The sequence below is a fragment of the Nonomuraea sp. B5E05 genome, from assembly GCF_039880665.1.
Taxonomy (GTDB): domain Bacteria; phylum Actinomycetota; class Actinomycetes; order Streptosporangiales; family Streptosporangiaceae; genus Nonomuraea.
The window spans coordinates 1-16,610 of sequence record NZ_JBDPMJ010000017.1 but is presented as its reverse complement, the minus strand read 5'-3'; the positions used below and the strand labels follow the sequence as shown (position 1 = coordinate 16,610).

General features: G+C 71.8%; 15 protein-coding genes. 8 read left to right on the top strand and 7 right to left on the bottom strand.

Translation table 11 applies throughout. The features are described 5' to 3' along the window. Positions 1-369: 369 nt before the first annotated feature. Genes ABGB01_RS28320 through ABGB01_RS28310 form a run of 3 tightly spaced genes read left to right on the top strand, consistent with a single transcriptional unit; the run spans position 370 to position 2,493 of the window. Positions 370-1,590 carry a cytochrome P450 gene (locus ABGB01_RS28320; RefSeq protein ID WP_347776568.1) on the top strand — a complete coding sequence of 407 codons (1,221 nt, stop codon included), beginning with the start codon at positions 370-372 and terminating at the stop codon, positions 1,588-1,590. After that, positions 1,584-2,243: a TetR family transcriptional regulator gene (locus tag ABGB01_RS28315; RefSeq protein WP_347776567.1), complete on the top strand. Its 660-nt coding sequence runs from the start codon at positions 1,584-1,586 to the stop codon at positions 2,241-2,243. The genes ABGB01_RS28320 and ABGB01_RS28315 overlap by 7 nt, the downstream gene beginning before the upstream one ends. Positions 2,244-2,298: 55 nt before the next feature. Beyond that, entirely contained in the window at positions 2,299-2,493 is a 195-nt protein-coding gene (locus ABGB01_RS28310; RefSeq protein WP_347776566.1) for a ferredoxin, read from the top strand. 35 nt (positions 2,494-2,528) lie between these two features. Here ABGB01_RS28310 and ABGB01_RS28305 read toward each other — a convergent pair whose 3' ends face one another. Beyond that, entirely contained in the window at positions 2,529-3,050 is a 522-nt protein-coding gene (locus tag ABGB01_RS28305; RefSeq protein WP_347776565.1) for a hypothetical protein, read from the bottom strand. A 70-nt stretch (positions 3,051-3,120) separates the two neighbouring features. Between ABGB01_RS28305 and ABGB01_RS28300 the strand changes: the two genes are divergently transcribed. Continuing rightward, positions 3,121-4,116, top strand: coding sequence for an endonuclease/exonuclease/phosphatase family protein (locus ABGB01_RS28300; RefSeq protein ID WP_347776564.1), 996 nt, complete (start codon positions 3,121-3,123; stop codon positions 4,114-4,116). Positions 4,117-4,123: 7 nt separating this feature from the next. Here ABGB01_RS28300 and ABGB01_RS28295 read toward each other — a convergent pair whose 3' ends face one another. From ABGB01_RS28295 to ABGB01_RS28280, 4 genes are read right to left on the bottom strand one after another with little or no spacing between them, the layout of a single operon-like run. After that, entirely contained in the window at positions 4,124-5,572 is a 1,449-nt protein-coding gene (locus tag ABGB01_RS28295) for a hypothetical protein (RefSeq protein ID WP_347776563.1), read from the bottom strand. Then, complete coding sequence (locus tag ABGB01_RS28290) at positions 5,569-6,438, bottom strand: OmpA family protein (protein ID WP_347776742.1); 870 nt, start codon at positions 6,436-6,438, stop codon at positions 5,569-5,571. The genes ABGB01_RS28295 and ABGB01_RS28290 overlap by 4 nt, the downstream gene beginning before the upstream one ends. Before the next feature lie 2 nt (positions 6,439-6,440). After that, a complete protein-coding gene (locus ABGB01_RS28285; RefSeq protein ID WP_347776562.1) occupies positions 6,441-8,927 on the bottom strand; it encodes an Hsp70 family protein in 2,487 nt (828 codons plus the stop codon). After that, complete coding sequence (locus tag ABGB01_RS28280) at positions 8,924-9,448, bottom strand: hypothetical protein (protein WP_347776561.1); 525 nt, start codon at positions 9,446-9,448, stop codon at positions 8,924-8,926. Before ABGB01_RS28280 ends, ABGB01_RS28285 begins: the two co-directional genes overlap by 4 nt. A 306-nt stretch (positions 9,449-9,754) precedes the next feature. Here ABGB01_RS28280 and ABGB01_RS28275 point away from each other — a divergent pair, with 306 nt between their 5' ends. Then, the gene (locus tag ABGB01_RS28275; RefSeq protein WP_347776560.1) at positions 9,755-10,897 is read left to right on the top strand and encodes a hypothetical protein; all 1,143 of its coding nucleotides are present in this window, start codon (positions 9,755-9,757) and stop codon (positions 10,895-10,897) included. Between the two features lie 39 nt (positions 10,898-10,936). Then, the gene (locus tag ABGB01_RS28270) at positions 10,937-11,263 is read left to right on the top strand and encodes a hypothetical protein (RefSeq protein WP_347776559.1); all 327 of its coding nucleotides are present in this window, start codon (positions 10,937-10,939) and stop codon (positions 11,261-11,263) included. 6 nt (positions 11,264-11,269) lie between these two features. On the opposite strand, the gene ABGB01_RS28265 is transcribed toward ABGB01_RS28270, so the two are convergent. Together ABGB01_RS28265 and ABGB01_RS28260 are read right to left on the bottom strand one after the other, a co-directional pair. After that, a complete protein-coding gene (locus tag ABGB01_RS28265; RefSeq protein ID WP_347776558.1) occupies positions 11,270-12,001 on the bottom strand; it encodes a class I SAM-dependent methyltransferase in 732 nt (243 codons plus the stop codon). A 138-nt stretch (positions 12,002-12,139) separates the two neighbouring features. Continuing rightward, positions 12,140-13,618, bottom strand: coding sequence for an alkaline phosphatase D family protein (locus ABGB01_RS28260; RefSeq protein ID WP_347776557.1), 1,479 nt, complete (start codon positions 13,616-13,618; stop codon positions 12,140-12,142). Positions 13,619-13,756: 138 nt separating this feature from the next. On the opposite strand from ABGB01_RS28260, the gene ABGB01_RS28255 reads away from it, so the two are divergent. Together ABGB01_RS28255 and ABGB01_RS28250 are read left to right on the top strand one after the other, a co-directional pair. Beyond that, positions 13,757-15,349, top strand: a complete 1,593-nt coding sequence (locus tag ABGB01_RS28255; protein WP_347776556.1) for a peptide chain release factor 3 — start codon at positions 13,757-13,759, stop codon at positions 15,347-15,349. An 80-nt stretch (positions 15,350-15,429) separates the two neighbouring features. Beyond that, complete coding sequence (locus ABGB01_RS28250; protein WP_347776555.1) at positions 15,430-16,446, top strand: hypothetical protein; 1,017 nt, start codon at positions 15,430-15,432, stop codon at positions 16,444-16,446. The last annotated feature ends 164 nt before the right edge of the window (positions 16,447-16,610 follow it).

Sequence of the window (16,610 nt, the reverse complement as noted above, 5' to 3'; positions counted from 1 at the left end):
GCGGCACCCGGGCCCGCTCAGTTCCGGTCATCTGATCGACCGAACCTGACCGATATTGCTCAACTATTGACCACTCGCCGGCAATACGCAAGATTCGCCCGCCCGCCGGAAAACCGCTTTCGCCGCGGGTGGCCGGCGGCTGGTCCGCCACCGCCTGATCCGCCGGGCGGCGGCCTTTCTCTCCCCTCTCGCCCGCCTGGGGAGGACCCTTCCCCGCTCGCCGCTTCCCGGCGCCTCCGCCGGGGGCCCTCGTGGTCACGCGGGAGGCGGCCAGGGAGGACGACGCGCCATTTAAATCAATCGCTTGACTTAAGCTAACCGGCCCGGTTGACTGGCGCGAAATCCGCGGTCAGTTCAGAGGAGGTCGTGATGGGCCACGACGACGTGGAACAGACGTTGAACTACCCCATTCCCAGCGAGGCCGCACTCGAGCCGCCCGCCGAGTGGGCACGGCTGCGCGAGCGCTGCCCCGTCGCGCGGGTGACACTTCCCAGCGGCGACCAGGCTTCCCTGCTGACCAGGTACGACGACGTCAAGCTGGTGTTGTCGGACCCGCGCTTCACCCGGCAGCTCGACGCCGACGACGCGGCCCGCATCGCGGCCAACGAGTCGGGCGGCGTGTTCAACAGCTCGATGGCCACGACCATCCCGCAGGGCGGCGAAGGGCACCGGCGGTGGCGGCGCATGGTCGGCAAGTGGTTCACGGCCAAGCGCATGGCCGCGCTGAAGCCCGGCATCGAGGCGATGGCCGACCGGCTCATCGACGACATGGTGGCCAACGGCCGGCCGGCCGACCTCAAGGCGAGCCTGGGCTTCCCGCTGCCGGTGTGGGTGATCTGCGACCTGCTCGGGGTCCCCGACTCCGACCGTGACAAGTTCGCGTACTGGTCCGACACGCTGCTCAACCTGACCCGCTACACGCAGGCGGAGATCGACGCGGCGCAGACCGAGTTCGTGGCGTACATGGGCGAGCACGTCGCCGCCAGGCGCGCGCGACCGGGCGACGACCTCCTCAGCGAGCTCATCAAGGGCGCCGACGCCGGCGGCGAGGGGATGCCCGACGCGGCGCTGGTCGCCACCGGCATGGGGCTGCTGGTCGCCGGGCACGAGACGACGGCCAACATGATCGGCAAGATGGTGGCCATGCTGCTGGCCGACCGGCGGCGCTGGGAGCGGCTGCTCGCCGATCCTTCGCTGGTGCGCTCCGCGGTGGAGGAGTCGCTGCGGTTCGACGCCAACCCGGGCTTCGGCATGCCGCGCTACATCGGCGAGGAGGTCGAGGTCGCCGGCGCCGTCATCCCCCGGGGCACGACCGTGGTGTGCAGCATGGCCGCCGCCAACCGCGACGAGAACGCCTTCGAGCGCGCCGGGGAGATGAGGCTGGACCGCGTCCCCAACCCGCATCTGGCCTTCGGCTCCGGCGCGCACTCATGCCTCGGGCAGTCGCTGGCCCGCACCGAGTTGCAGACCGTGCTCGAGGTGCTGCTGCGCAGGCTGCCCTCGCTGGAGCTCGCCGTCCCCGCGCAGGACCTGCACCGCGTCGAGGGGCTGGCCGTCGGCGGGCTGCGCGAGGTCCCGGTGCGGTGGTGACCGTGGCCGCCAGAACCCCGAGGGCCGGACGGGCCAGCGCGACCCGGGAGCAGATCCTGGCGGCGGCGGAGCGGCTGTTCGCCGAGCACGGGGTGTTCGCCGTGTCCAACCGCCAGGTCAGCGAGGCCGCCGGCCAGGGCAACAACGCCGCCGTCGGCTACCACTTCGGCACGAAGGCTGACCTGGTGCGGGCGATCGCCCGCAAGCACGCCGAGCACACCGAGCGCATCCGCGGGCGGATGGTGGCCGAGCTCGGCGACTCCGCCGAGGTGCGCGACTGGGTGGCCTGTCTCGTACGCCCGATCGCCGAGCATCTGGCCTCCCTGGGCAGCCCGACCTGGTTCGCCCGGTTCGGCGCCCAGGTGATGACCGATCCCGCGCTCCGCGAGATCATGGTCGAGGAGTCGCTCACCTCCCCCTCCCTGCAGCAGATCATCGACGGGCTCGACCGGTGCCTGCCCGCGCTGCCCGCGGACGTGCGCGCCGAGCGCAACGACATGGCCCGTCAGCTGCTGGTGCACATGTGCGCCGAGCGCGAGCGCGCCCTGGCCGAAGGCGTCCCGACGCCCCGGGCCAGCTGGCACGACGCCGCGACCGGGCTGATCGACGCGATCGTCGGGATGTGGCAGGCGCCCGTCACACACGCTCCCTGACCTGCCCTGCCGACCCGCCCTGTCCCGACCGATGCACGAACAGAGGGGAACCATCATGAGAATCACCGTCGATGAGGACAAGTGTTGCGGCGCCGGCCAGTGCGTGTTGCTCGCGCCGGAGGTGTTCGACCAGCGGGAGGACGACGGGGTCGTGGTTCTGCTCGACGCGGCGCCGCCCGAGCGGCTGCACGCCACCGTGCGCGAGGCGGCCGACGTCTGCCCGGCGGCGGCGATCGAGCTGAGCGAGTGAGCGTACCCTCCGGCGTCCTGGTGGTCGGGGCCCGGTCACGCGCGGTCGGTGCAGATCGTGAGCGGCGGATCCGGGTAGACCAGGTAGATCGGGCGGGCCAGGTCGTTGCGCACGGGGTAGGCGGCGTCCTCGCCGCACAGCTCCTTGTCGGCGGTCCCGTCGACCCGCTTGACGATCTTGTACGTCGCCGACGGCCCGCACGCCACCTTGGTCGCCTTGCCGGTGGGGAAGCCGACCTCCTGATGGAAACATTCGCCCACCTCGGCGTTCAGCGTCAGGCACAGATGCCAGCCGCCGCCCCTGACGTATCCGCTGCTCGCGTAGCCGTAGGTGGTGCTCCCGCACGACCGCTCGCCGCGCTTGAGCCGCATGGCCACCCGGTACGCCGCCTCCGGCGCGGCACAGCCGACGATCCGGAAATCGGTGGTCTTCTTTCCCTCCCCGACCGCCTCCAGGCAGTCGCCCGGCTGCGCCCGCGACGGGTCGTTCTCCGCGGCGCATCCGGTGAGGACCGACGCGCCGATCACCGCCATTAACACGATCTTGCCCTTCACCACCGTCCCATCCTGGCAGCAGACCGGAGCGGATCCTCATCTTCGGTTAAGAATGACCGTTTACCGTGCGACTGTGCTGGTTCAACAGGACGCGGAGGCGGCGCCGGAGGCGCGGCCCCGTCGCCGCCGGGTGCGGGGGGCGCGGCCGGCCATCGGGGTGGCCGTGCTGTTCGCGCTGGGAACGGCCGTACGGGCCGGAGGGCTGGAGACGGGCGTCTTCCTGGTGCCGATGGTCTCCTTCACGCCCTATTTCACGGTCGCGGCGCTGGCGATGCTGGCGGTCACTGTCGCCGTGCGCAGCAGGGCCGCCATCGCGCTCATGCTGGCGGTGTGCACGTGCCTCATCTGGTGCGTGGCGCCGCGGACGCTGGGCGGCCCCGGCTCCGCCGAGGGGCGGCCGCTGCGGGTGCTGACCGCCAACCTCAACGGCGGCCGCGGGGACGCCGCCGTGCTCGTCGACCTGGTGCGCCGGCTGAACGTCGACGTGCTGAGCCTCCAGGAGGTGACCTGGTCGGCCGGTGCGCGGCTGGCCGCCGCCGGGCTGCCGGCGCTGCTGCCGTACCAGGTGAGCCGGCCGATGTTCCGCGGCCCCGAGGGCAGCGGCGTGTACGCGCGCCACCCGCTGCGGGAGCGGACCGGCCTGTTCCAGCCGGTCGGGCACCACATGCCGGTGGTGGAGGTGAGGCTGCCCGGCGGCTCGGCCGTGGAGGTCGTGGTCGTGCACCCGGTCGCGCCCGTACCCTCGACGGTGCCGGAGTGGCACGCCGGGGTCGCCGCGCTGCCTCCCGCACCCGCCTCCGGGCCGCCGCGCATCCTGGCCGGCGATTTCAACGCGACCCTCGACCACGCCGTCTTCCGCCGGTTGCTGGCCACCGGCTACACCGACGCTGCCGCGGCCACCGGGCAGGGTCTGGTGCCCACGTGGCCGAAAGGCCGGGGGCTGCCCCCGCTGGTGGCCATCGACCACGTGCTGACCGACGGCCGGGCCGGCGCGGTCGCCGTCCAGGTGCACGACCTGCCGGGCTCCGACCACCGGGCGCTCTTCGCCGACCTGCGGCTGCGCCCGTAGCCGGCCGTCAGGTCCCCCGCGGGCGGTCGCCGAAAGTCCAGCGCTTGAGCAGCAGATCCCTGACGGGAGGGAACTCCTCGAGGGCGCGGCCCGGGGCGAAGGCCACCACCTGGGTCAGAAGGAGCACGTCGAGCCCGATCAGGATGAGCCCGAACTCGACGGCGACACCCGCCACGAACGCGATGGCCGTGACGAAGACCAGGAGGACGAGCGCGGTGATCACGATCTGCCGCCGCGCGGCCCGGCCCTTGCAGCGGGCGCAGCGCGGCACCTGGATCGTGGCCGTCCGCCAGGTGGTCCTCCACTGCAGGCGGTTGACATCCCCGAACATGTTCCGCACCAGGACGGCCGACGGGTCCGCATCCCGGCCGCAGAAGAAGCAGGCGTGCAGGGAGAGGTTGTCGCTGATGATGTCGATGTTCTCCTGGACCCGGTCGCGGACGGGGTCCGTGACCGCCAGGGCCAGCGCGTGATCGAGCAGGTCCAGGGCGCGCCGGTTCTCCTTCGTCGTGTTGACGAAGGCCACCACGCAGGCGAGGGCCGCATGGGCGAGATCGTCGCCGGCGTCCCGCACCGCCCAGTGGTCGTCGGGCAGCACCTCGGTGAGCACCCTGAGCAGGGGCTTGGCCTCGTCGAGGAGCCGCTCGGCGATCTCGTCGCCGCGGCCGGGGTCCGGCTTGAGCTGCTGGTACGCGCCCTCGCAGAGCGCCTTCATCCTGGACGCCTCCGGCTCCAGCGCGGCCCGTAGGGCGTCGTCGACCAGCTGGGACGCCTGCCCCGACCCGCTCATGACTCCGGCGTGCCTGCGCGCGTCCCGCAGCCGCCCTTCTCTGACGGCCCTGGCCGCGAGCTGGGCACTGATCGACAGCAGCGCCGCGGGCAGGTCGTCGCGCATCCGCCGGACCGTGCGCGCGGTCAGCCGAGGATCGTCGATCTCCTCCGCCCGGGCCCGCACCAGGTCCCAGAAGGTGTCGTCGGCGATCACCTCGGCCCAGCACGCGTACGCCCGCCGCCACGACCGCAGGCTATCGTCGTCCAGCTCGTCCGGTTCGAGCGCCTTGACCAGGAAGAACACCGCGAGGTTGTGCGTGGCGACGGCCCCGGCCGGCCCTGGCTCCGTGTGCTCCCACATGTGGAGCGCGTCGTCCGGCTCGCCCCGCAGCAGCGCGGCCATGGCGGCGTCGTCACCGTTCACGGGCCACAACCAGAAGAGCTCGTCCACCAGCCGGACCACCGGATCTCTGAGGCGCTGCACCGCCCGCTGCATGGCATCCTCGTCGAACGGCCGCTCCGGCGGCAGCATCCCCTGGGTCGTGCCCGCCTTGCCGAGGCGTTCCATGAGGAGCAGCCGGTCGGTGTGCCGCCGGACCTCACGCGCCGTCGCGCGCACGGGCAGCCCGGTGATCCGGAAGGCGTTCTGCCGGTAGAGGTCCGGCTTGAGGTCGGCAAGCGTCATCGGGTGGCTCCGGCTCCGGAGATGCGCAGGGTGACCGTGCGGTTGCGCGCGTCGTCCCGGAACGGCGGCATGAGCCCGCCCATGGACGACACCGCGAACCTGGTGGTGGGGACGCGCGACGCGGCACGCAGCACCTCACGCACGTAGACGGCTCTGGCCAGGCCGAGGTCGGTGTTGCTGGCGTACTCGCCGCCCGGCAGGATCGCGTTCCTGTCGGTGTGGCCGATGACGGCGACCTCTATCTCCCCCGCGTACGGGCGCAGGCGCGCTCCCAGATCGCCGAGCACGGCCCTCCCCCGGCGGGTCAGGGTGGCGCCCTCGCTGAACAGGGCCTCCTCGAAGGCGACGGAGATCTCCTGCCGCGACCGGCTCACCCGCACGCCCGGAACCTGGAGCCGCACGCCGGCCAGGACGTCGGGTTCGGCCGACGGGGAGGGCGGGGCCGGGACCGTCCGCGTGACGACGACCGGCGCGGCAGGCGGCTGCGCCGCCCCCAGCCTGGCCGTCTCCATCCGGATGTCGACGAGCAGGGCCAGCGCGCCGGCCGTGACCAGCACCGCGCAGCCGGCCAGCAGCACCCGGCCGGACCCGCGCCGCCGGCCGGCCGGGCGCATGGCCGCGATCCGGCGCCGCCCGGCCGCGATCTCGGTGGCGCCGGGCGCGATCTTCTCCGCCTCCGCCCAGTACCGGTCGGCGCGGTCCAGGTCCCCCTGCTGGGCGTGCATGCGGGCCAGCAGGTCCAGCGCCGCCACGCTGGTGTCTCCCTGGAGGTCCTCCAGCAGGTCCACGGCCTCGGCGTATCGTCCGTCCCTTGCCAGGGCCCTGGCCTGGGCGAGGGTCAGCTCGCGGGTGATCGACGGCGGCATGCTCACGAGCCGTTCACGACGGTGCTGCTGAGATCGAGCGGCGGGGGCTCCGGCAACATGCGCTCCAGCTGGCGGTTGACGTCGCGTACCGTCCTGAAGTCGCCCTGCTCGACCGCCTTCCTGCCGGTAGCGATGAGCTGCGCGGCCTCGTCCCTGTCACGCATCTCCGGCTGCAGGCTCCGGAGATGGTCCAAGCGGATCACCGGCAGCTCGTTCGTGCGGTCCAGCACGTCCCCCGCGAGCTCCCAAAGATCCCGCATGCGCCTGCTCAGCAGCGCGGTGTCGTGCGCCGTGATGGCCTCCCGCGTCGCGGACTCGAGAGAGGACAGCGTCCGCTCGTCGTTCGAGTCTCCCCTGGCCAGCACGATCTCCCTGACGCCCGTCATCGCCTCCTTCGCCTCCGCGACCAGCTTCGGCCACTCCATCACCTCCTCCACCCCGTCGATGGCTGCCTGGAGGTCGCGCAGCCGCTTGCCGCAGGCCGTCGCCGCGTCCGGATCGGCGCGTGCCGCGTCGGCCAGCGCCTCGACGTCCGCGACCGTCGCCTCGGCGTCGATCGTGGCGAGCAGCGCCTGGGCCCGCGCGTCGCCGAGGTCGGCTGCCTGGGTGCGGGCCTCGCTCAGGCGGTGCTTCTCCGCGCGGATCCTGCCCGCCAGCTCGTCGTACGTGGGGGCCGTCTCCGTACGGAGGTCGGCGACGTGCTCGAACTCCTCGTCGAGCAGGGGGATGTAGGCCCGGGCGACGACCAGCCTCGACTGGTCGATCACCACGGAGAACTCCACCTCGCTGCCCGCCGGCACGTCGCGGGTGACCTGGCCCGGACCGATCTGCAGCCGGCCGATCCCTCGGTTGCGGTCGGCCCGCGGGTGCTCGCCCTCCAGAATGGGGATCCTGATGAAGCCCTGGTTCTCGCTCCTGCTGAGCGCGACCGTGGTCCACAGCCGGTGGCTGCGCCGCGCCGGCAACGGGGTGCCCCGCCTGACCAGCTCGCTGAACTCGTTGTTCTCCAGCCCGACGCCGATGGAGTTGGTCAGCACCGGCTGGGAGTCGACGGTGCCGACGCGGTAGGTGAGCCGGTCGGGAGTGATCTTCCGGCGCGTCCCCGCGGCGTCGGTGAGCTCGATGTGGAACGTGTTGGCACGCCCGCGCTCGGCCCAGAGCGTGGTGGTGAACGTCCCGTCGGAGTCGAGCACGATCTTCCCGCTCGACCAGGGCGGCTGAGCCTCGGGGTTGACCAGCCGGATCGCGAACCCCTCGGTGTCCGCCCCCGACACCCGGCCGCCGATGAGCGGCTCGGTCTCCGGTCCCATCGGCTCATAGGCCAGGTCGACGGCGTACTCGCCGGCGGCCGGCACGTGCAGCGGCTCCATGCTGTCCAGACGCTGCGTCCCCGCGAAGACGGCGGCGCCCGTGGCGACGGCCGTGATCGGGTCCCTGCTGTGGTCGAGCGGAATCCCGAGCCCGTCCGTGGGGTCGGCGAGCCGCTCCCTCAGGTAGGGCGACAGGGTGGGGCCGCCCACCAGCAGGACCTTCTCGATGTCGGCTGCTCCGAGCCCGCGCTCCTCCAGCGCCTTCCTGCACAGGTTCACCGACCGCACGACGAACGGCTCGGCGAGCCGCTCCACGTCCGCCCGCCGCAGGTCGTACTCGAACTCGACCAGCTCGCCGCGGTCGTCCTTCAGCTCGATGGTGATGTCCGCGAACTCCGCCCGGGAAAGCCTGATCTTGGCCTGCTCCGCGGCCTGCTTGAGCTGGGCGATGACGGCGAGCGACTTCGGGTTTCCCCTGCGGAGATCGGCGAACCGGTGCTGCCGGGCCAGCGCGGGAATGAGCAGCTCCTCGACGATCTTCCAGTCGATCAGCTTGCCGCCGAGGGTGTTGTCGCCCCGATGGTTGACGACCGTGAACTCGCCGTCCCTGATGTTGACCACGGCCGCGTCGAACGTGCCGCCGCCCAGGTCGTACACCAGCCAGAAGGCGTTGTCCGCGGTCGACTGGAACCCGTAGGCGAGTGCGGCGGCCGTCGGTTCCTGCAGCAGCGGGGCGTGCTCCAATCCGGCGAGCCGGGCGGCCTGCTCGGTCGCCTCGCAGGCGCTGAGCTCGAACGCCGCGGGAACGGTGATGACCGCCGCCCGCAGGTCCTCGCCGTACCGCTGCGCGACGTCGCCCTTCAGCGACTTCAGCACCTCGGCCGACAACTGCTCGGGCGTCATCGACCGCTCGCCGTTGGGGAAGACCTTGGCCTGGCCGGTCATGCCCATCTTGCTCTTGAACTCGATGCAGGTGTTCGCGGGGTCGATCTCGTTCTTCTTCTTGGCCCGGTCACCCACGTAGAGCCGGTCCCTGCGGTCGATCCAGATCGCGGAGGGAGTGCTCTCGGACCGGTCGTCATTGTTCTTGATCACCTCGACGTCGACGCCGTTCAGCACGGCGATCGAGCTGTTCGTGGTGCCGAGGTCGATGCCGTAGTCGATCGTGGTCCTGGTCACTGAGCGGCTTCCTTCGCGACGGGGTCGGGGGTGCCCACGATCACCTCTCCTCGCTGGATCATCTGGTCGTTCAGGTAAATGCTGGGCCGGATCGTCTCGACCACGCGGTCGCGGTCGAGCTCCGGCGTGGGCTGGTAGGACAGCACCTTGATCGAAAGTCCCGGGTCGAAGGGGTCGTTCAGATGGTCCTGGATCTTGACACCGGCCTGGACGAGTGTGTCCCACGCCATTTCCAGATGGCGGGTCGCGGATCTGGTCACCCCGGGCACGCGTCGTACCCGCCGGTCGAGCCGCCAGATGCTCGTCACCACATCGGCGACCGATGAACCGGAAAGGGTGTCGTGCTGGATCCGCTCGGGTTCCTCCGGCACGGGCTCATCAGCCGTTCTCACCAGCTCGTCGGCTGCGAGCCGTTCGAACGCCGCAAGGGCGTCCGCCGGCCACGCGGCGGCGTGGATCCTGAATTCCCGAGGGTGCTGCAGTTGCCGCATGTGCGCTCTGATGGAGCTCAGCAGGGCCACGTCAGCCCCCCTTTTCTGTTCGTGCAGGTTGGCAAAGCAAGATAGTGCGGTGGCCCTGGGACCGGTCCCAGGGCCACCGTGCTATGAAGAAAAGTTCAGGTGGGTCAGGTGCGGACCGCCGGCAACGCGCGTCCGGAGGACTCGGCCAGAACGGCTTGGGGCGTCCGCCCCATGTCCTCAGTCACCGGAGAAACCACAGTCCCCAGCCGGGCATGCTTTACCCGGTTTTATACAGATATATGTCCCTTTTGCGGTGCATCGGGCAGTGAGCCAGAGGGCTGCGTACAAGCCACTCGAGGGGAAGACATGTCCGATAACCTGCCGGAGTCGGCTGCACGCCGCCCGGCACCGCCTGAGGCGAACTCGTCAGGCGGCGCCGTGGACCCGGACGTCTATCTCGACGTGCCGATCGTCAAGGTCGACGAGATCAAGCTCGAGGTCGAGGATCTGCGGGCACGCGTGTCGCTGGACGCGGACGTGCTCGATCTGCTGCATCTGCACGTAGGGGCGGACGTCGCCCTGGGCCGGGTGAACCTCGAGATTCTGGGGGTCGAGGCGCAGGCGCTGCTCAAGGTCCGGCTCGACAACGTCGCCCTCATCATCAGGGACGTCCTGGAAACGATCGACAACAATCCCCAGCTGATCGAGAACATCACCCGGGGGGTGGGGGCCGCCGTCCGCGACGTCGGTTCCGGCGCGGGCCGGGCGGTGCGCGACGTCGGCACGGGTGCGGGACAGGCCGTGGGCGACGTCGGGGCGGGCGCCGGACGCGCTGTGAGCGACGTCGGGGCAGGCGCCGGACAGGCCGTGGGAGAGGTGGGTGCGGGCGCCGGACAGGCGGTCGGCGACGTGGGCGCCGGTGCCGGACAGGCCGTGGGAGAGGTGGGCGCGGGCGCCGGACAGGCGGCCGGCGACGTGGGCGCCGGTGCCGGACAGGCCGTGGGAGAGGTGGGCGCGGGCGCCGGACAGGCGGCCGGCGACGTGGGCGCCGGTGCCGGGCAAACCGTCGGCGACGTCGGCGCGAGCACGGGCGCCACGCTGCGAGGCACGGCGGAGCAGGCGGCGAGCACTGCCGGTGGCGCGGCGCGAGAAGTCCCGGCCACCGCTCAGCAGGCCGCCGAGAACGCGAAAGGCACCACCCGAGCGGACGCGGAACCCGCGAAAGCCCAGGGCGCGGACGAGCAGCCCGGCGAGGACGAACAGCCACGCACGCCGCGGGACGAAGAGCCGAGGCCCCGGAAACCACAGGACGAGGAACCACGAGACGAGGAACCACGAGACGAGGAACCACGAGACGAGGAACCACAGGACGAGGAACCACAGGACGAAGAGCCGCGGAAACCGGCACCGACCACGCTCGGCCCCGCCCTGCGCGAGCTGGGGAGAGCCGCACGGCACGCAGGCGTACGCCGGCTACGCAACCTGGCTCAGAGCCGCGGCCGCAAGTGAGGGCAGGACGGCGGCACGACCGGAGGAGGCGGAACGGACGTGGGTGACAAGCGCCGCGACAGGCGAGCCGGCGAACCGCAGGAAAGGCGTCCCGACAGGCGGCCCGATGCGCGGCTTGTCGCGGATGCCGACATCGTCTTCTCCGCGACGGTCCGCGCCGACAGCATGGCGTTCGAGGAGGCGCCCTCGGTGGCGGTCACGTTCACTGGTGAACCGGCCCACGACTCAGGGTCCGGCAGCCGCCGTACCGGCCTGCCCGAACACGTCTCCGAGGGAGAGACCTACCGCGCGGTCCGCGTCGACTACGTGATAGCGGCCAAGGCCGTGGCCGACGAGACGGCGGCGGCGGACGAGGATGACCCGTGACCCGGCTCACTCCTCGGGCCGCTGCGCGAAGAACACGAACTCCCGCCCGGGCCGGTCCGGAGCCCCGCGAACCTCCTTCACCGTGTACCCGTGCTCGACCAGCTCCGCCTCGATCTCGTCCCGCTCGCGGAAGCGCAGCGTCGAGTTCGACGTCAACACCGCGCCGTCCGCCGCGAACACCCACGTCCACCGGAACGTCACCAGCGGCCCGCTGACGTCGATCAGGTCGGCCCAGCTCTCGACGGCGCCGACGCCCTCGATGTCGACCGCCTGGTACGTCTCCGCACGATTCCACTCCAGCCACGCGCGCACCGCCGGATCGCGGGTCTCGAACACGAGGTGACCGCCGGGCCGCAGTGCGTCATGGACGCCCCGCAGCGTCCCCGACCAATCCTGCGGCGCGACGATCGCCTGGGCGACGTTCCCCGTCATGGTCGCCAGGTCGGCCCGCAGCGGAGGCAGGCCCGTCGCGTCACCGTGGATCCAGCGCACCCGGTCGGCGCCCGGTTTGGCCCGGGCGACGTCGAGCGAGCCCAAGGCGGGGTCGACACCGGTCACCTCGATGCCGCGTTCGGCCAGCATCAACGCGAACGTCCCCGTGCCGCATCCGACGTCCAGCACGCTCCGCGCGCCGAGTTCGCCGGCGATGGCGGCGTACACGTCGAGGTCGCTGCGGTCGGGGTCGAGATCGTCGTAGACGGCGGCCAGGCGCGGATGTTCGAAGATGTCGTCAGGCATGCGGCACACACTAAGCCGCGCGGAACGCCGGAGAACAGGGCGGCGGGTCGGATCGGGTCCAGCCGTATCCGGATGGTCAAGGAGGCCGGCGCCATGAAGGTCCCGAGCCCCGGACGGGCCGACCGCGGGGAGAGCCCGTCATGCCTGGCGGCGCAGCCCGTCGACGAGGTCGGACAGCGTGAACGTGGCCGCGGTCAGCGCCGCGGCTCCCGGCGTGCTGACGTAGGGGACGGTCATGAAGTCGGCGGTGAGCGCGCCGGGCGTGACCACGACCATGAGGTAGCCCCTGCGCCGCAGGTGGAACTTCAGGTGGGGGTTGGCGGCCAGCAGCGGGTCCGTGGCCGGATCGTCGTCGCGGCCGTCCCCGCCGCTGGCGATGGAGGTGACCGCGAGCTCGGCCCCGACGGGACGCGCGCCGGGATCGTCGTAGTCGAGGACGAGGTCGCCCGCCCAGTGCGCGTGCACGTCGCCGGTGAGCACGACGACGTTGCGCACGCCGGCCGTGACCCAGCCCTCGGTGATCCGCTGCCGGCTGCCGGTGTAGCCGTCCCAGGCGTCCTGCCGGACCAGCCGGTCCTCGCCGGGGTCGCGGTCGCGCTGGCCGAAGAAGACCTGCTGCCCGACGAGCTCCCACCGGGCGCGGGAGCGCCGGAATCCCCTGAGCAGCCAGTTCTCCTGGTCCAGGCCGATCATCGTACGGGCGGGGTCGGCCGGCGCCGGGCACGAGTTGTAGCCCGCGCCGCACAGGTACGGGTCGCGGTACTGGCGGGTGTCCAGCATGTGCAGCGTGGCGAGCCTGCCCCAGCGCAGCCGCCGGAAGAGCTGGACGGCGGTGCTGCCGGGACGGGCGGGCGAGCGCAGGGGCATGTGCTCGTAGTAGGCGCGGAAGGCCGCCTCGCGGCGCTGCGGCGGGATCAGGTTGGTCCAGTTGTTGAGCACCTCGTGGTCGTCCAGGATGGCCGCCCACGGGGCGGCGGCGTGGGCCTCTCTGAGGTCGGGGTCGGTCTTGTAGAGCGCGTGCCGGCGGCGGTACTGGGCCAGGGTGACGGCCTCCGGCCCCTCGTGCGCGCGGACGTTGCCGCCGGGCAGCGCCACGTGGTCGCTGCCCTGCTCGTAGATGTAGTCGCCGAGGTGCACGATCAGGTCGGGGCGCTCGCGCGCCATCCTGGCGTACGCGGTGAAGTGCCCGTGCTGGTAGTTGGCGCACGAGCAGACGGCCACGCGCAGCGACCTGGGCATCGAGCCGGGCACGGGAGCGGTCAGCGCCCGCCCGGCCGGCGAGACGTAGGGGCCGGCCTTGAACCGGTACCAGTATTCCCGTCCCGGCTGCAGGCCGGTGACCTCGACGTGCACGCTGTGCGCCCATGCGCGGTACGCGACGTGCACGCCGTGGCGCACCACGTTCCTGCCCGACGGGTCGCTGCTGACCTGCCAGTGCACGGGGACGGGCGCCGCGGGCATGCCGCCGAACCCGTCCTCGGCCAGCGGCTGCGGGGCCAGGCGGGTCCATGCCACGAACCCGCCGGGCTCGGGATCGCCGCAGGCCACCCCCAAGGTGAACGGCTCGCCGAAAGCGGCGGACGGCACCAGGGACGGCAGGCCCGACGCCAGTCCCATCGCGAGAAACGACCTCCGGTTCAGCACAGGAAGAATGATCGCCACAAGCGTGGGTTACCGGTGCGCGGACACGCCAGCCGGCGCCACCCCGCATGACACCCGTCACGGCCATGCACGATCACCCGGCAAGATAGGACGATGACCGACATCAGGGAGGAAGGCCGCCGCCGCCGGACGTTCGCCGTCATCAGCCATCCGGACGCGGGCAAGTCCACGATGACCGAGGCGCTGGCGCTGCACGCCTCCGCCATCACCGCGGCGGGGGCGGTGCACGGCAAGGCCGGCCGGCGCGGCGTCACCTCCGACTGGATGGAGCTGGAACGTTCTCGCGGCATCTCGATCACCTCCGCGGCGCTCCGCTTCGACTACCGGGGCCACGTGTTCAACCTCGTCGACACCCCTGGCCACGCCGACTTCTCCGAGGACACCTACCGGGTGCTGGCCGCCGTCGACTGCGCGGTGATGCTGATCGACGCGGCCAAGGGCATGGAGCCGCAGACCATGAAGCTGTTCCAGGTGTGCCGCCATCGCCGCATCCCGGTCATCACCTTCGTCAACAAGTGGGACCGTCCCGGCCGCGACGCCCTGGAACTGCTCGACGAGATCGAGGAGCGCACCGGGTTGCGGCCCACCCCGATCACCTGGCCCCTCGGCGCCGCCGGACACTTCCACGGCGTGATCGACCGGGCCACCGGGTGCGCCGTCCGCTACACCCGCACTCCCGGCGGGGCCACCAGGGCCCAGGAGGACGTGCTGACCGCCGAGCGCGCCCGCGCCGAGCTGGGGCATGACTGGGAGCAGGCGGGCGAGGAGGTCTCGCTGCTGTCGGCCATCGGCGCCGACCACGACCAGAAGTCGTTCGAGGCCCACGAGTCCACCCCGGTGCTGTTCGGCGCGGCTCTGCCCAACTTCGGGGTGGCCCGGCTGCTGGACGCCATGGTCGAGCTGGCTCCCCCGCCCGCCGGCCGGTCCGACGTCGCCGGCGCCGTGCGCCCGCTGGACGCGCCGTTCTCCGGGCTGGTGTTCAAGGTGCAGGCCAACATGGACCGGGCGCACCGTGACCGGATCGCGTTCGTACGCGTCTGCTCGGGCCGGTTCGAGCGGGGCATGGTGCTGACCCACGCCGCCACCGGGCGGCCGTTCGCCACCAAATACGCGCAGAGCGTGTTCGGCCAGGAGCGCACCACGCTGGACGAGGCGTACCCCGGCGACGTGGTCGGCCTGGTCAACGCGACCGCGCTGCGTCCCGGCGACACCCTCTACGACGGGTCCGCGGTGACCTTCCCGCCGATCCCCAGCTTCGCGCCCGAGCACTTCGCCGTCGCCCGCGCCCGCGACTCCAGCAAGGCCAAGCAGTTTCGGCGCGGCATCGACCAGCTCGACGCCGAGGGCGTCATCCAGGTGCTCCGCTCCGACCTGCGCGGCGACCAGGCGCCGGTGCTGGCGGCGGTCGGGCCGATGCAGTTCGAGGTGGTGCAGCACCGCCTGTCTGCCGAGTTCGGCGCGCAGATCAGCCTCGACCGGCTCGACTACACCCTGGCCCGGCGCACCGAGGCCGCCTCTATGCCGCTGCTGGCCGGCCGGCGCGGCGCCGAGGTGCTGGAGCGCGGCCGCGACCGGGCGCTGCTGGCGCTGTTCACCGACCAGTGGCGGATGCGCTCCATCATGCGCGAGAATCCCGGCATCGTCCTGGAGCCGCTGATCGCCGACACCAGCCAGGGGCCGGGGTGATTCCCCGCCCGTCTGGTCTCACGCCCGGCGCAGTGATATGAACCCTTTCGGAGAGCCCGGCCCGCAAGGGGAGTGAGACGTTGGTCAAGATCGCGTTCCTGCTGCTCCTCGTCGGGCTCGGCTGGGCGGCGGCCGACCTCGGCGACGTCACGGGCCTGGAGCATTCGGGCGCCTACCTGCTGCTGAGCAGCCTGCTGCTGGCGGTGGGGCTGTACGGCAGCACTCACGGCATCGACCGCACCGAAGCCCGCCAGCACGGGAAGCTGATCCTGCTCGCGGTGACCGTCGGCGTGCTGCTGAAGGCGGCCTTCATCGCCGGCGTGATGTACATCGTCACCGGCGACCCGCGGGCGATGATCCTCGCGATCGCCGTGGCCCAGATCGACCCGCTGTCGGTCGCCGCGGTGATGGCCGACAACCGGTTATCGTCACGAGCCAAGACCATTCTCGGGGCGTGGTCCTCGTTCGACGACCCCGTCACGGTGATCCTCGCGTTCTACGCCGTGTCGCTGACCAGGCCCGCCGAGGGCGGGCTCACCCTCTCCTACCTGGCCGACCTGGGGCTCAACGCGCTGTTCGCCGCCGCGGCGTACGGTGTCTGGCGGCTGATCAGGAAGGCGCCGCCGCTGCTGAGCTACCTGGCGGCGGCCACCGCGGTCCTCTCCGCGGCCTGGAGCTCCCTCATGCTGGGCGTGGCCACCGCCGGCCTCTACCTGCGGATGCCCGACTCGCGGTGGCTGGCGCGAGCGGTGACCGCGGCGTTCGCGCTCTCCGCGTTCCTGATGGGGCTGCTGCTGGTGGGCGGGGCGAGCCTGATGAAGGGCATCCTGCTGGGCCTCGCCGCGTTCGCCGCGCAGATGCTCGCGGCGCTGGTGCTCACCCATGGGCTGCCCGTCACCGACCGTGTGCACCTCGGGCTGGCGCAGCAGAACGGGATCACGGCGGTGATCCTGGCCGTGGCGTTCGAGCGGGAGTTCGCCGGCTTCGTGGGGGTGATCGCCCCGGCGATCGTGACGGTCAACCTCATCTACGTCGTGGCCAACCGCATCGCCGACCGCTGGGGCCCGTTGCGTCCCCTGCCTTCGTCCCTGGAGTGATCCGTTGACGCGCTCCCCGGCCTGAAGCTGAAGGCCGGGGATTCAGCCCGTGCCGCTTCATGCGGCACCTCTGAGGCTTCCTGCTTCACCGGCCTGCGCCACCGTGAGCGGTGGTCTTACCTGGCCTCCACAGGCGTTTAGCCTCTCCGCCCGTCCGGCGGCGA

What these genes read in the sequence shown, in the direction of transcription:
- ABGB01_RS28265 (WP_347776558.1), bottom strand. Translation starts at nt 12,001, where the DNA reads ATGCCTGACGACATCTTCGAACATCCGCGCCTGGCCGCCGTCTACGAC.
- ABGB01_RS28255 (WP_347776556.1), top strand. Translation starts at nt 13,757, where the DNA reads ATGACCGACATCAGGGAGGAAGGCCGCCGCCGCCGGACGTTCGCCGTC.
- ABGB01_RS28290 (WP_347776742.1), bottom strand. Translation starts at nt 6,438, where the DNA reads ATGCCGCCGTCGATCACCCGCGAGCTGACCCTCGCCCAGGCCAGGGCC.
- ABGB01_RS28320 (WP_347776568.1), top strand. Translation starts at nt 370, where the DNA reads ATGGGCCACGACGACGTGGAACAGACGTTGAACTACCCCATTCCCAGC.
- ABGB01_RS28275 (WP_347776560.1), top strand. Translation starts at nt 9,755, where the DNA reads ATGTCCGATAACCTGCCGGAGTCGGCTGCACGCCGCCCGGCACCGCCT.
- ABGB01_RS28295 (WP_347776563.1), bottom strand. Translation starts at nt 5,572, where the DNA reads ATGACGCTTGCCGACCTCAAGCCGGACCTCTACCGGCAGAACGCCTTC.
- ABGB01_RS28260 (WP_347776557.1), bottom strand. Translation starts at nt 13,618, where the DNA reads ATGGGACTGGCGTCGGGCCTGCCGTCCCTGGTGCCGTCCGCCGCTTTC.
- ABGB01_RS28310 (WP_347776566.1), top strand. Translation starts at nt 2,299, where the DNA reads ATGAGAATCACCGTCGATGAGGACAAGTGTTGCGGCGCCGGCCAGTGC.